This is a genomic window from Adhaeribacter sp. (assembly GCF_057359045.1).
The window spans coordinates 1-15,320 of the sequence record NZ_JBMQUD010000141.1 but is presented as its reverse complement, the minus strand read 5'-3'; the positions used below and the strand labels follow the sequence as shown (position 1 = coordinate 15,320).

Sequence of the window (15,320 nt, the reverse complement as noted above, 5' to 3'; positions counted from 1 at the left end):
GCAGATAAATATATATTAATCAAAAGGATATTACTAAATATGCTTGTTTGGCTAAAGCTTTTTTCAACAGCATAGAACTGAATATTACAGCCAAAATATTTAGTTATCTATTACCAATATAATCTCCCTCAATGGTTATTATCAGTTGGCTATAAACGATGATATAAATATTAGATTGGGTTTATGTGCAAAATACCAGTAGCCGTTTTGAGTTATAATGGTTAGTTCTTCGGTTTTGTTCTTCGACTTTGTTATTTTTGCAGAACCAGGCTTTGGTTTTGTAACCTTTAGGTTTCTTCAGGTCAATTATTTTAGTTTTAGTAAGTTTACCAACTTTAATTTAAGTATTTGCCTAAGCGCAGAACTAAAATGAAAATCTAATTGCTGATCGGGTAGGGACGAGCATAGAAAAATTGAATTGAGTTTAGTATAATAAATAAAAGTGAAATACAACGAATACAAGAATCTGGATTACGCAAAAGTAGGCGAGGATATCCTGGCTTATTGGAAAGCGAATAATATTTTTGAAAAATCAGTTGAGACCCGGGAAGGGCACGAGCCGTTCGTGTTTTACGAAGGGCCACCTTCGGCCAATGGTACCCCTGGTATTCACCACGTAATGGCCCGGGCGGTTAAAGATATTTTTTGTCGGTATAAAACGCTTAAAGGTTACCAGGTAAACCGCAAAGGTGGCTGGGATACCCACGGCTTACCCATAGAATTACAAGTTGAAAAAGAATTAGGCATAACCAAAGAAGATATTGGTAAAAAAATATCCATAGCCGATTATAATGCCCGTTGCCGCGAAACAGTAATGCGCTTCAAGAGCCAGTGGGACGACTTGACCGAGCGTATGGGCTACTGGGTAGACCTGAACAACCCCTATATTACTTTTGATAACGAATATATTGAGTCGGTCTGGGCCTTACTCAAAAAACTTTACGACAAAGGTTACCTGTATAAAGGTTATACCATTCAACCGTATTCACCGGGTGCCGGTACGGGCTTAAGTTCGCACGAATTAAATCAGCCAGGTACTTACAAAATGGTGAAAGACACCACCGTTGTAGCGCAGTTTAAAATTAAGCAAAACGAGAAATCCACATTTTTATTCGACGAAACGGATGATGCGCCACTTTACTTTTTAGCCTGGACTACTACTCCCTGGACCTTACCAGCCAACACAGCTTTGGCCGTTGGTAAAAATATTAAGTATGTAAAAGTTCGGAGCTTCAACCAATATACGTATGAACCTATTACGGTTATCCTGGCCAAAGATTTAATTAAGCGCTTTTTCTCAGACAAAGCCGCCGAGTTAAATATTGTTGATTACCAGCCCGGCGATAAACTGATACCTTTTAAAGTATTAGCTGAATACACGGGTAAAGATCTGGAAGGTGTGGGTTACGAGCAGCTCATGCCGTATGTACAGCCAGATAAACCAGCTTTTCGGGTAATTATTGGCGATTTTGTAACCACCGAAGACGGTACCGGTATTGTGCACATTGCGCCTACTTTTGGCGGCGACGACTTTAGAGTAGCTGCTCAAAATGATATTCCGGCCATGTTGGTAACCGACGAAAACGGTAAATTAATGCCGCTGGTAGATCGTACCGGTAAATTTGTAAAAGAAGTAACCGATTTCGCTGGCCGCTATGTTAAAAACTACGATCGCCAGGACGAATCGGACAAAGCATATAAATCTACGGATGTACTCATTTCCATTAAGTTAAAGGAAGAAAATAAAGCTTTTAAAGTAGAGAAATACGAGCATACTTATCCACATTGCTGGCGTACCGATTTGCCGGTTCTGTATTACCCGCTCGATAGCTGGTTTATCAGAACCACGGCTGTAAAGGACCGGTTAATTGAGTTAAATAAAACTATTAACTGGAAACCGGAATCTACCGGTACTGGTCGGTTTGGTAATTGGCTCGAGAACCTCGTTGACTGGAATTTATCCCGGTCGCGGTATTGGGGTACTCCGTTGCCCATCTGGCGTACCGAAGATGGCTCGGAAGAAATTTGCGTTGGCTCGGTAAAAGATCTTTACTTAGAAATTGAAAAAAGTATCTCTGCGGGCTTAATGACCAGTAATCCGTTGGCCAATGCTGTGGATAATATTAATGGTAACAGAAATGGGGGCAGCGGTATTATGAACACTATTGCGGAGTTGGTTAGCGAAGTTAAGCACAAATTTGGTCAGGATAATCCGGCGGAAAATTTAGATTATCAGGCTTTTGATTTGCACCGACCTTATGTGGATAATATTGTTTTGGTAAGTCCATCGGGTAAAGCCATGCATCGTGAAACCGACCTGATTGACGTTTGGTTTGATTCAGGAGCAATGCCTTATGCCCAGTGGCATTATCCGTTCGAGAACAAAGATATATTCGAGAAAAACTTTCCGGCCGATTTTATTGCCGAAGGTGTAGACCAGACCCGGGGTTGGTTTTTTACCCTGCACGCCATTGCGGTAATGGTAGAAGATAGTGTGTCTTTTAAAAACGTAATGGCCAACGGCTTGGTGTTGGATAAAAACGGCAACAAAATGAGCAAGCGTTTGGGTAATGCTGTAGATCCTTTTGAAACCATTCAGAAGTATGGCCCGGACGCTACCCGTTGGTACATGATTTCGAATGCGCCGCCTTGGGATAACCTGAAGTTTAACACCGATGGGGTAGTAGAAGTACAACGCCGGTTCTTTGGTACGTTGCACAATACGTATTCTTTCTTTGCGCTATACGCCAACCTCGATAATTTTACCTTTAGCGAAGCCGAAGTGCCTTTGGCTAACCGTACCGAAAGTGATCGTTGGGTTATCTCTAAATTAAATAGCTTAGTAGCGGTAGTAGATGCGGCTTACGCCGATTATGATCCAACCAAAGCGACCCGCGCTATTCAGGATTTTGTGACCGACGATTTAAGTAACTGGTACGTGCGCCTGAACCGTAAACGTTTCTGGAAAGGCGAATACAACACCGATAAAATTGCGGCTTACCAAACCCTGTATACTTGTTTAGAAACCGTAGCTTTATTGGCCGCGCCGGTAGCTCCTTTTTATATGGACCAACTGTTCCAGGACTTGAATAAAGTATCTAATCGGAACCAGGTAGCCTCTGTGCATTTAGCCGATTTTCCAAAGGCTCTGGATTGGGCAATTGATGTAGATTTAGAAGAGCGGATGCAATTGGCGCAAACCATTTCGTCATTGGTGCATTCCTTGCGCAAAAAAGAAACCATTAAAGTACGGCAACCTTTATCGCGTATTCTTATTCCTATACTCAATGAAAAGAGCAAAGCCCAGATAGAAGCGGTAGCCGACTTAATTATGAGTGAAGTGAATGTTAAAAACATCGAATACATCGATGATACTTCGGGCGTACTGGTAAAGAAAATTAAACCTAATTTTAAACGTTTGGGGCAGGTTTTTGGGCCGCAATTAAAGCAAGTGGCAGCAGTTATTCAGGGTATGAACCAGGAACAAATTGCAATTCTGGAGCGGGAAGGTGGTTTTGAAATTCCACTCGACGGTGATACGGTTATTATTACGCCCGAAGATGTAGAAATTATGTCGGAAGATATACCGGGCTGGCTGGTTGCTTCGGAAGGTAAATTAACGGTAGCGTTAGATATTACCTTAACCGAAGCCCTGAAACAAGAAGGTATTGCCCGCGATTTGGTAAACCGGATTCAGAATTTACGGAAAGATAATGGCCTGGATGTGCAAGATAAAATTCGTATCTCGCTACAAAATAACCATCCGGAGGTAAATAATGCCGTTAATGCTTTTGAACAATATATTCGGGAAGAGACCCAAGCCACTGGTGTGCAGTTAACGGATATATTACCCGACGGAACTACTTTAGAAATAGATGAGTTTACATTAGGTGCGAAGCTGGAAGTGGTATAATATTGGCTATAAGTCAATTATTACATAATTTAAAATTAAAGCGAAATTTTCCCGTATCTGAATGAAGTACTTTAAATTCTATTCTCTAAGCCTACTGGTTATTTTAATTGATCAGGTGGTTAAAGTGTTGGTGCACTACAACATGGCTATGGGCTTACCCGGCGAAATTCACCTGATTGGTGATTGGGTGAAGCTGCATTACACTACTAACCCCGGTATGGCCTTTGGCGTAGAGTTGGGTTCTAGTTATGGCAAACTCATTTTAAGTACCTTTAGGTTGGTAGCAATGGTGGGTATTGGTTATTATTTATATTACCTGCGTAAAAATAGTGCCCATACCGGCCTTATTTGGTGTGTTGCTTTAATTTTAGGCGGTGCCATCGGGAACTTAATTGATAGTATTTTTTACGGGGTAATTTTTGATAACGCACCTTATGGCTCGTCGTCGCCCTGGTTCCATGGGCAGGTTATTGATATGTTTTATTTAGATATCTGGGAAGGCTTTATTCCGCATTGGGTACCTGTTTTGGGCGGGCAAGCTATGTCGTTGTGGCCAATATTTAACGTAGCCGATTCGGCAATATTTATTGGGGTGGTAATTATTTTATTTAATCAGAAGCGGTTTTTTGCCAGCTTGCATCAACAAGAGTCAAATAGCGCTTTGGCCCAAAACCCAGCTAACGCCGAAACGACGAATGCTGAAATAGAAGCTTAGTAAATAATTTTACTTACAAAAGAAAGAGCCCTGTTTATTAATAGGGCTCTTTCTTTTTTATATCCCTTAGATATCTTTCTTATATTTTATTACCCAGAGAAAGCGGAATATTTTATTTAACGCTAATGCTTATTATTTTACGCATTAAAGGAACATTTTGCTGCATATTCGTAGATAGTAGCTTAAATACTTGGTTTAAACAGATACTTATACAGGCGGTATTAAATTAAATCCGATATTGCCGGTAATTGAATATTCCTTATTTACCCAAACAGCAAATTACTTTGACCAAGCCTTTATTACAGGTTAATCAACTGGAAACCCATTTCATCTCGCATCGGGGTTTTACCAAAGCCGTAGACCAGGTATCGTTTGTGCTAAATAAGCAGGAAACCGTAGCCATTGTAGGCGAATCCGGGTCGGGTAAATCGGTAACCTCACTTTCTTTGATGCAGTTAATTCCGCAACCACCTGGCCGTATTGCTTCCGGCGAAGCAATATTTCAGTCACGTATTTTTGGCGAAGTAGATCTGTTAAAACTATCGGCCAAGCAACTGCAGAAAATTCGTGGTAACGAAATCTCCATGATTTTTCAGGAACCCATGTCGTCGCTGAATCCGGTTTATACTTGCGGGAGCCAGGTTGCCGAAGTGTTGATATGGCATCTGAAATTATCGAAAGCAGAAGCTAAAGAAAGGACTATAGCCTTATTCCAGCGAGTAAAGCTGCCCAGGCCCGAAAAGATCTTTAGGGCTTATCCACACGAAATATCGGGTGGACAGAAGCAGCGGGTTATGATTGCCATGGCGATGGCTTGTAACCCCGCTATCTTAATTGCCGATGAACCGACTACGGCTTTAGATGTAACAGTGCAAGCGCATATTCTTGATTTGTTAAATGAGCTGCGCTTACAGAATAATACATCCATATTATTTATCACCCATGATTTGGGCGTTGTAGCAGAAATAGCCGATCGTATTATTGTGATGTACCGGGGCAAGGTAGTGGAGCAGGGCTCTGTTTTAGATATTTTTAGTAATCCTCAACATCCGTATACCCAGGCATTGCTGGCCTGTCGCCCTAAATTATCGATGAGCAAAGAATATCTGCCTACGGTAAGTGATTTTATGGTTATTGATGAACATGGAAAAATAATCAAGAAAGAAAACTTATCTACACCTGAAGTTGTTAAAAATGAGGTATATGCTCCTTCTCCAGTTCTATCCAGTTCCCCTTTATTAGTAGTTGATAACCTGCAAGTACATTTCCTGGTACGCAACGGTTTATTCACAAGAACTAAAGAGTACATTAAAGCAGTAGATGGGGTAAGTTTTTCGGTATTCGCCAACGAAACGATTGGCTTAGTAGGTGAGTCGGGGTGTGGCAAGACTACCTTAGGCCGTGCCTTGTTACGTTTGGTAACACCTACTGCCGGTAGCATAGAATTTAACAACACCAATATTGCTGGTTTGTCGGCCGAAGCGTTACGGAAAAGCCGTAAGCAGTTTCAAATGATTTTTCAGGACCCGTATGCTTCTCTGAACCCCATGCAAACAGTTGGCGCGGCCATTATGGAGCCCATGCAGGTGCATCAGGTGTTAAAAAATGATGCCGAAAGACGGGAGAAAGTTTACGAACTGCTTCAGACGGTGAATCTTAGTCCGGAACATTTCAATCGTTATCCACACGAGTTTTCTGGTGGACAACGGCAACGGATAAGTATTGCCCGGGCTTTGGCTTTAGAACCCAAATGTATTATTTGCGACGAATCAGTTTCGGCGCTAGACGTATCGGTGCAGGCGCAGGTACTTAACTTATTAAATAAATTAAAAGCCGATTTTGGTATTACCTATATTTTTATCACCCACGATTTAGCCGTTGCTCGCTTTATGGCCGATCGTATTTTTGTGATGAATGCCGGTAAAATTGTAGAATCTGGTACGGCACAGGATATATATACAAATCCTCAGAATCCGTATACACGTAATTTGCTAGCAGCAATACCTAAAGGCGAAATAGAAGATATTAAACGAGCGCAGCAGCTCCGGCAAAGTAGCGTTGCGCATGCATAAAATAATAACAACAGTATTTACTGTAAATTAAATGGAAAGAAAACGAAGAAAAGAAGACACTGGCCGTGTCAGCCGTTCCGAAAATAAAAAGGAAAGCAGCCGCAGAGGCGGTGTGGAAATAACCAAAGGCAAGTTGTTGAAAATATTTACCAGCAGTCCGGGTAAAACCTTTGGCTACAAACAAATATCGCGTCGTTTAGACGTAACTGATAAAAACGGAAGAGATGTTATCAACGATTTATTAAAGCAGTTGCGCAAAGAAGGTAAAATATTGCCTTTAGCCGATAGCAATTATATTTTAAATGTAGGAGATGATAAAATAATAGAAGGTACCGTAGATTTAGCTAATAACCGGCACGCCTATGTTATTTCGGCCGATGCCGAAGAAGATATTCGGATAGCTACTGAAAATCTCATGTTTGCCATGGGCGGTGACCGGGTACGGGTACGGCTTATTCCCGGAAGAGGTGAGCGCCAGGAAGGTGAAGTAATAGAGATCCTGGAAAGGGTAAGCGACGAAGTAGCCGGTAGGATAGAATTATCGAAGAATTTTGCTTTTCTGGTACCAAACTTTAAAAAGCTTTATTTCGATGTATTTATCAACGAAGACGATATAAACGATGCGCAGCACGGTGATAAAGTACTCGTTAAAATTACGGAATGGCCCAAATCTGCGAATAAAAGTCCTATTGGAAAAGTAACGCGGGTATTTGGACCGGCCGGCGAAAACGAAGCGGAAATAAACTCGATTATGGCTGAGTTTGGTTTGCCCTTTGAATTCCCGCGCGAAGTTGAAGAAGAAGCCGAAGCTATTTCGGAGGTAATAACTGAAGAAGAAATATCTCAACGCCGCGACTTCCGGAATGTTACTACCTTTACCATTGACCCGGTAGATGCGAAAGATTTTGATGATGCTTTGTCTATCCGGTCGTTAGAAAATGGCCGATGGGAGATAGGGGTACATATTGCCGATGTTACGCATTACATTAACGAAAAGTCTAGATTAGAAAAAGAAGCTTATCACCGGGCAACTTCGGTTTATTTAGTAGACCGTACCATTCCCATGTTACCCGAGAAACTTTCTAATGGTTTGTGTTCTCTGCGGCCGCACGAAGATAAACTTACCTTTGCGGCTGTATTTGAAATGGATGAAAGTGGCCGTTTATATGACACCTGGATTGGCAAAACCATTATTCACTCAGACCGCCGTTTTGCTTATGAAGAAGCGCAGCAAGTAATAGAGACTGGCGAAGGTGATTTTGTAGAAGAAATTCAAACCCTGAATAACATTGCCAAGCAGCTAAAAGAAAAGCGTTTTAAAAACGGCGCCATTAGCTTTGAAACTACGGAAGTTAAATTTAAGCTAGATGAAAACGGTAGGCCGCTGTCAGTATTCGTGAAGGAACGCAAAGATGCGCATAAGCTAATTGAAGAGTTTATGCTGTTGGCCAACCGGAAGGTAGCTGAATATGTGTTTAACCTGAAAAAACGAGGTAAGCGTTTTACCATGGTCTATCGTACCCACGATGCTCCAGACCCGGATAAGCTGAGTAATTTTTCGCTGTTTGCCTCTAAATTTGGTTATAAGCTAAACCTGGAGAGCAAAGAAATTTCGAGTGAGCTTAATAAACTTACGGAAGAAGTGGAAGGTAAACCAGAGCAGAATGTACTGCAAAACCTAGCCATTCGGACTATGGCCAAAGCCAAATATACCACCGAACCATTAGGACATTTTGGGCTGGCTTTTGAGCATTATTCACATTTTACTTCGCCTATTCGTCGTTACCCCGATATGATGGCGCACCGATTGATATTTCAATATCTAAATGGTAGCGCTTCAGCGGAAAAGGAAGAGTACGAAGAAAAATGTAAGCATTCGTCGGAACAGGAAAAAAGAGCTGCCGATGCTGAGCGGGCTTCTATCAAATATAAACAAGTAGAGTTTATGTTAAATACGGTAGGTCAGCAATTTAAAGGTATTGTTTCGGGTTTAACAGAATGGGGCTTATACGTTGAAATTGAGGAGAATAAGTGCGAAGGAATGGTGCGACTTGCCGATTTAGATGATGATTTCTATGAATTAGATGCCCAAAACTATAGAATTATTGGCCGGAGAAATAAACGAATGATTTCTTTTGGTGATGAGGTTTGGGTAGAAGTAAAAGCCGCTAATTTAAACGACCGCACTATTGATTTAAAGTTATTAAGTAATGCACCGGATAATGCGACAACGGCAAATTCGTCGCGCCCAATTGTAGACTACTCACCGAAAGGAAAAAATAAACAAGATGCTAGCCAGGTGCCTGATGTGCATTCTTTGGCAAGTAAGCCTAGTTCTCGAAAGAGTAAGAAAAAGAAAGATTTAGTTGCTGATATGGAAGATAACTTGGAATCTACTTCTGTGGGTAATACCTTTGAATATAATTTTGACAACATGCCGGGTTTACAGGAGGATAGTAACAGAGAGATAAAAGGAAGAAACCTGCGCGATTATTACGGCTTTGATGAATAATTCAAACGCACTTTCTTCAGAAGTGCACTTCCAATCAGGTGTGGATATCTCGTACTTTTCGCAAAAAATCGATCAGGAGATATCCACAATTAATTATGGGGATAACCCATTTGAACTGTACGAGCCAATTCGCTACATTATGAACTTGGGCGGTAAAAGGTTACGGCCTTTAATTACCCTAATGGCTGGGTACTTATTCCAAGATAATGTAGAACATTGTGTTAGGCCAGCTATTGGAATTGAAGTTTTCCACAACTTTACCTTAATGCACGATGATATCATGGACAAAGCTCCTTTGCGAAGAGGAAGTTTAACAGTGCATGAGAAATGGAATGCTAATATTGCTATTTTAAGTGGCGATGTCATGTTGGTAAGGGCTTACGAGTTCTTCTTAGATGTGGAAACTGCTAAGCTTCAGAAAGTTTTAAAGTTGTTTAGTACCTGTGCGGCAGCCGTATGTGAAGGCCAGCAACTAGATATGAATTTTGAAAATCAGCCACAAATTTCTATTCCGGATTATTTGCATATGATTACCCTTAAAACGGCCGTTCTATTGGGCTTTAGTTTAGAACTGGGTGCAGTGTTAAATTCGGCTAGTGAGAATGATGCTCTTTTATTAAAGAATTTTGGTATTAATATAGGTATTGCCTTTCAGTTGCGTGATGATCTTTTAGATGTATATGGTGACCAGGAGAAGTTTGGTAAACAGGTAGGTGGAGATATTTTAGCGGATAAGAAAACTTTTCTTTTAATAACAGCCTTAGCTCAGGCCAATGAAGAACAAAGACAAATCTTAACGCAATTCGGTCAACAGATGGTATATGAACCAGAGCAGAAAATTAAGGAGATTACAGCCGTTTACAATCAGCTAAATATTAAAGCCCAAACAGAAGAAAAGATTAATGAATATTTCAATGAGGCTATTTCGAGTTTAGATGCTGTTGATGCCCCCGCGCTACGTAAATTGTTATTAAGAAATTTGGCTTTACAGTTAATGGCACGTGAAAATTAATATGGTTTTATTTTCTATTTAAAACTAAGCACAAGTATTAATTAATAAGTTTTAATATAAGCTGGTCTGACAATTAAGTCAACCGGCTTTATTTTTTATTTCTAAATCTATTTGCAATGAGTATTACCCTAATCTTAATTATTCTAACAGTAGGAATTTCCATATATGCCTGGTCTAATCAGGAATTAATGCAACGCTGGATTTTTCATCCATATAGTGTTGCAAAAAAACACCAGTATTACCGATTTATAACATCGGGATTTTTGCACGCTGACTGGACCCATTTACTTTTTAACATGTTTTCTTTTTATATGTTTGCGCAGGTAGTAGAACGGATGTTTGTCCAGTTATTTGATGTGCAAAAGGGGATATTATTATTTTTGCTTATTTACATAGGAGGTATTATTGTATCTGATATTTATACATTTATTAAAGAAAAGGGTAACCATGATTATCATGGTTTAGGCGCATCAGGTGGTGTTTCTGCTATTATTTTCTCCAGTATTCTGTTAAATCCCTTAACTAAAATTATTGTATTTCCTATTCCAGTAGGTATTCCAGGGTTTATATTTGGCTTATTATACCTGATTTATTCTTATTTTCAGGCCAAGCGCATGGGCGATAACGTTAACCACGATGCCCATTTTTATGGAGCAGTTTATGGCTTTTTACTTACCTTATTTTTAGTGCCGGGTGCCTTAAGCAACTTTATTAATCAGATTAGCAATTTTCGCATTTTTTAAGAAGATGTGTTATCTGCAGCAAATTATTAGTTATTAGTTCATCTGGTAAATTTTTACGTTTTCCCAGTAGCCCATTATATTTTCTTCTGAGCCAACCAGTATATCTATTCTGTTTCTAATCTTCTTCTTCATAGTATCTCTTACCACGTAATGGCCATCTAATTTTTTTGAGATACCTTCTACATGCAATGTGTCGCCGTAGTTAATAGGACCACCCCAACGACTTAGCAAATTTCTTGACACAGCTATCCAGCGATGTTTACTAGGTTTCTTGTTTTTTATTTTGGATCCATCGGCTGTGATGAGAGGTGTATCGTCCGTTTGTTCTTTTACTGGAAAGTACACCGATGCAGATACGGCAATGGGTTTTATAGGCTCTGTCTCTACCGCTACTTTTTTTATTTTTAGGGGCGCTATTTCTTCTGTTGTATTTTGTTCCTGACGTGAATTCGAAAATGGAAATAATTTTGGGAGGGAAAATATAAACATCCAGATTACCCCAAACAGCTTGTATTTTACCATGCTTTTTAAGTTTTAAGTTAAATTTCAAAAGGGAAATGTCTTCTAAAACGGTAAAAAGATGGGCAAGGTTTTAAATCGTCTGTTTGTAATTGTTTAGGACCTTCTATTCTTATGTTTATCTTCTTCTTATATCTTCAATGTTCCACGTGAATCATCAGGGCATAAGGAAGTATAAATTGAGTAGAATACTTTATAAAATTGAGAATAGTAGAAAACTTAAGGAAGCTGTCAAATTATGTTTTTTGATGCCCATCTAAAAAGAAAAATGGTTTATTAAGCTAGAATTATTTGCCATTCTTATAGCAATAGAAGGTTAGTTATTTGTATATTAAGCCAGATAGTTACAAAGTATTATTTTTAAATTGTTGATAAGTGTATTGTGTTAAGTAAAGCTTTGCATTCGTCTTTATATAAATTTTGAAGGTTTTACAACAAATTATTAGATTATTAAATAGAAATACATTTTATGTCTATTAATATTAACTGAATATAAAATCTCTAATCTTAAAATATCAGACATTTCTTTGTTCTGAATTAATCGCTTAAATTTTGACCTTAATTATTCTATTTAATGCAGTGTACTTAAAGAATAATATTTATGGTAAAGGAATCAGCATCTGAGAATGTAATGGCAAAAGGTAGAACTGCAGCAAGCCATAGCCAGACTGAAATTTTATTATGGAATGAGTTCCGGCAGGGATCGCTTGATGCCTATGCAATAATTTACCAGAAGTATTTTTTTACTCTTTATGGATATGGTCTTAAAGTTTGTTCTGATAAAAATGTAGTTAAAGACTGTGTTCAAGAATTATTTGTTCAGATATGGAAGAGTAAAGAAAATTTAAAAGAGACAAATTCAATCAAATACTACTTGCTAACAGCTATTAAGAGAAAATTAATAGACCATTTTGCAGCACAAGCAAGATTTAGTTCTATAACTGACCTAGAAGGGTTAGAAGAATGGGAAAGTACTGCCTCGGAAGAGTCCCACATAATAATGGAGCAGCATCTGGATGAACAAAAGCAGGTAATAATTGCTTCATTAGACAAACTGACCAAACGGCAAAAGGAAGCCGTGATATTAAAATTTTATAATAATATGCCCAGCGAAGATATTGCACTTAGAATGAATATCTCTGTTGAAGGCGTATACAACCTTGTTTCTAAGGCCTTAAGCCGTTGTCGTAAAGAAATAACCAAAGCTTATTATACCCTTCTTTAGTAGAAACATTATTAACTTAAAGCAGCAACCTAGGCTTAGCTTTTTTTAGGGTTTGGTAAATATTACTGGTTCAAAACACTTCTAACATTTCTTTAAAAAGAATTTCTGCTGTTGCAACATTGCTTAAATTTGTAACCTTTCACCGAAGTATTTAAACAGCATTTTAAAATTTATTACCTCAAATTTTAATGAACTACTAATTAGCTTAAAAAAATTTGCCTATTTAATTTTTTAAGCTGAAGAATGGTGAGAAATAAGGGGCTTGCATGTTTAATTAGGGAATGCTAAATAGAGGTTAGATTGTTGATGAAATACTGTAAATATTGTGTTCAGGACTTTGTAAAGGATTGTTATTTTCAACAGTGGGTGATTTCTCCAGACGACGAAACAAATATTTTCTGGGAAAATTGGCTAAAGAATAATCCTGAGAAAAAAGAAGTTATAGAAGAGGCGCGTCAAATTATTCAGGTACTAGGTTTCCGTAGCGATTATGAGGCAAATACCCATTTCATCCAGGTTTGGCAGAATATCAACATTGAAATTAATACCAAAGAAGCCGCGCCTGCTGTTGCAAATTATCCACAAACTAAATCTGCATTAACGCACCAGGTCCAGAAATTGGCCGCTGTATTTTTAGGCCTATTATTAATAAGTTTTTCGGTTTGCCAATTTTGGATAAAGGACCCACTGAATGTACCGGTAAGCTATGAAACGACTTATGGCGAGATAAAGCATGTTGTTTTGCCCGATGGTTCTAAAGTGTTTTTAAATAGTAATTCACACCTCACGTTCCGTCGGGAATGGAGTAGCCAGGTACCCCGAGAAGTTTGGTTGACTGGCGAAGCGTATTTTAGTGTTGTAAAAAAGGAAAACGGGGGGAACTCTAAGTTTAAAGTACACGCTAATAAAGTTACTGTTGAAGTACTAGGTACCCAATTTAATGTAAGCGACCGACGTAATACAACCAAAGTAGTCCTGGCCAGTGGTAAAATTAAATTAAGTGTACAAGGTGTTAATAAGCATATAAAGCAACACATTTTACTATTACCCGGTGAGTACGCGCAGTATAAAACGTTACAACAGAAATTATCTAAAGCACACGTAGATCCCTCGCATTATACCTCCTGGATAAACAATAAAATACATTTACAAAAAACTCCATTAAGAGAGATTGGATACTTGCTGGAAGATAACTACGGATTTAAAGTGCATTTTGCAGATGACGCAATTGCCAAACAAAATTTTACCGGCAGTTTTCCACGAAACGATTACAAGTTTTTATTAGACATGTTAGCAATCCTGTACGATTTAGAAATTGTGCAGCAGCATAATGAAATTACAATAACCCCAAAGTCTAATACTTTAAGTCGCTAAAAAACCACTGTTTTTAATAAAGTATATCTATTTTATTGGTGTACAAAATGTAGCCACAAATATCGTTTACAAGCTGTAAGTAGTTGTTAATTATAGTTTAACTATTACTAAAATAAACTATCTATGCTAAATTATCAACAACAAAGTACTGCAGTAATTAGCATAGAGCTATTAGGGAAAATAATATCAGCTTGACTTTAGTCTGATTTATCTTAAAGGTCTTTATATAAATTATATTTTAATATTTAGCCTGAGTTGTTTCTTTATGAGATGTATATATAAGTTATCTGTTAAAGAAATGTAGAGTTTTAAATATTTGGAATTCTGCTAATAGTAAACAGTATGATTAAATATTATCAACATATCAAGTAAACAATATTTAAGCTTAACCTTGTTAAGTTAAATATAAATTAAGATTGTAGTAAAAATTACCAGTATGGAAAACCAGAAATGTTTTTGCCTTTTACTTTTATTAAGTGTCTTTTTATTTCATAATGTTACTGGCCAAACGAAAAAAACTGTACCGGCGAAGCAACCCAATATTATTTTTATTTTAACCGATGACTTAGGCTACGGTGATTTAGGTGTATTTTATCAACAGCAGCGCTCTAAGCAAAATGATAGGAATCAGCCGTATACGTTTACACCTTATCTGGATAAACTAGCAGCACAGGGCGCCACCTTACCTAATCACTACTGTGCTGCCCCGGTTTGTGCACCATCGCGGGCATCTATATTATTAGGGCAAAGTCAAGGGCATGCCAATGTACGCGATAACCAGTTCGATAAAGCTTTAGCAAATAACCATACCATGGCTTCTACCTTGCGGCAACTTGGGTATACTACAGCCGCTATTGGCAAGTGGGGTTTACAAGGTGCAGGCAACGATGGACCAGATTGGCCGGCGCACCCACTAAACCGCGGGTTTGATTATTACTTAGGGTATATGCGTCACCGCGATGGTCACGAGCATTATCCAAAAGAAGGTATTTACCGCGGAGCAAAAGAAGTATGGGAAAACCGGAAGAATATTGCCGCTGATTTAGATAAATGCTATACCGGAGATCTGTGGACAGCTGCTGCCAAAAAGTGGATAGTTGCGCATAAACAAGGTAATAAAGGTAGAAACCCGTTCTTTATATACCTGGCCTACGATACCCCGCATGCAGTACTGGAATTACCTACGCAAGCTTACCCGGCAGGAGCCGGTTTAAAGGGTGGTTTGCAGTGGCTTG

10 protein-coding genes are annotated in these 15,320 nt (G+C 38.7%); 9 read left to right on the top strand and 1 reads right to left on the bottom strand.

Features of this window, described 5'->3' with window-relative positions:
- The first annotated feature begins 442 nt into the window (after nt 1-442).
- From ileS to ACO1R6_RS21965, 6 genes are all read left to right on the top strand, one after another.
- Nucleotides 443-3,913 (top strand): isoleucine--tRNA ligase, encoded by a 3,471-nt coding sequence (gene ileS, locus ACO1R6_RS21990; RefSeq protein WP_486267348.1) that lies wholly within the window; start codon nt 443-445, stop codon nt 3,911-3,913.
- A gap of 61 nt (nt 3,914-3,974) precedes the next feature.
- Nucleotides 3,975-4,628 carry a lipoprotein signal peptidase gene (locus ACO1R6_RS21985; protein ID WP_486267346.1) on the top strand — a complete coding sequence of 218 codons (654 nt, stop codon included), beginning with the start codon at nt 3,975-3,977 and terminating at the stop codon, nt 4,626-4,628.
- A 278-nt stretch (nt 4,629-4,906) separates the two neighbouring features.
- Nucleotides 4,907-6,700: an ABC transporter ATP-binding protein gene (locus tag ACO1R6_RS21980; RefSeq protein WP_486267373.1), complete on the top strand. Its 1,794-nt coding sequence runs from the start codon at nt 4,907-4,909 to the stop codon at nt 6,698-6,700.
- A gap of 31 nt (nt 6,701-6,731) precedes the next feature.
- Entirely contained in the window at nt 6,732-9,212 is a 2,481-nt protein-coding gene (rnr, locus tag ACO1R6_RS21975; protein ID WP_486267344.1) for a ribonuclease R, read from the top strand.
- Between the two features lie 40 nt (nt 9,213-9,252).
- Nucleotides 9,253-10,224 (top strand): polyprenyl synthetase family protein, encoded by a 972-nt coding sequence (locus ACO1R6_RS21970; protein ID WP_486267371.1) that lies wholly within the window; start codon nt 9,253-9,255, stop codon nt 10,222-10,224.
- Between the two features lie 116 nt (nt 10,225-10,340).
- A complete protein-coding gene (locus ACO1R6_RS21965) occupies nt 10,341-10,967 on the top strand; it encodes a rhomboid family intramembrane serine protease (RefSeq protein WP_486267342.1) in 627 nt (208 codons plus the stop codon).
- 33 nt (nt 10,968-11,000) lie between these two features.
- On the opposite strand, the gene ACO1R6_RS21960 is transcribed toward ACO1R6_RS21965, so the two are convergent.
- Nucleotides 11,001-11,489: a hypothetical protein gene (locus ACO1R6_RS21960; protein ID WP_486267340.1), complete on the bottom strand. Its 489-nt coding sequence runs from the start codon at nt 11,487-11,489 to the stop codon at nt 11,001-11,003.
- Nucleotides 11,490-12,087: 598 nt separating this feature from the next.
- On the opposite strand from ACO1R6_RS21960, the gene ACO1R6_RS21955 reads away from it, so the two are divergent.
- From ACO1R6_RS21955 to ACO1R6_RS21945, 3 genes are all read left to right on the top strand, one after another.
- Nucleotides 12,088-12,711: an RNA polymerase sigma factor gene (locus ACO1R6_RS21955; RefSeq protein WP_486267338.1), complete on the top strand. Its 624-nt coding sequence runs from the start codon at nt 12,088-12,090 to the stop codon at nt 12,709-12,711.
- Nucleotides 12,712-13,017: 306 nt separating this feature from the next.
- Nucleotides 13,018-14,085, top strand: coding sequence for a FecR family protein (locus tag ACO1R6_RS21950; RefSeq protein ID WP_486267336.1), 1,068 nt, complete (start codon nt 13,018-13,020; stop codon nt 14,083-14,085).
- A gap of 436 nt (nt 14,086-14,521) precedes the next feature.
- A partial coding sequence (locus tag ACO1R6_RS21945; protein ID WP_486267335.1) for a sulfatase-like hydrolase/transferase occupies nt 14,522-15,320 on the top strand: 799 nt, incomplete at its 3' end.

Coding starts and splice junctions, on each gene's coding strand:
- ACO1R6_RS21965 (WP_486267342.1), top strand. CDS start 10,341: ATGAGTATTACCCTAATCTTAATTATTCTAACAGTAGGAATTTCCATA.
- ACO1R6_RS21950 (WP_486267336.1), top strand. CDS start 13,018: ATGAAATACTGTAAATATTGTGTTCAGGACTTTGTAAAGGATTGTTAT.
- ACO1R6_RS21960 (WP_486267340.1), bottom strand. CDS start 11,489: ATGGTAAAATACAAGCTGTTTGGGGTAATCTGGATGTTTATATTTTCC.
- rnr (WP_486267344.1), top strand. CDS start 6,732: ATGGAAAGAAAACGAAGAAAAGAAGACACTGGCCGTGTCAGCCGTTCC.
- ACO1R6_RS21955 (WP_486267338.1), top strand. CDS start 12,088: ATGGTAAAGGAATCAGCATCTGAGAATGTAATGGCAAAAGGTAGAACT.
- ACO1R6_RS21985 (WP_486267346.1), top strand. CDS start 3,975: ATGAAGTACTTTAAATTCTATTCTCTAAGCCTACTGGTTATTTTAATT.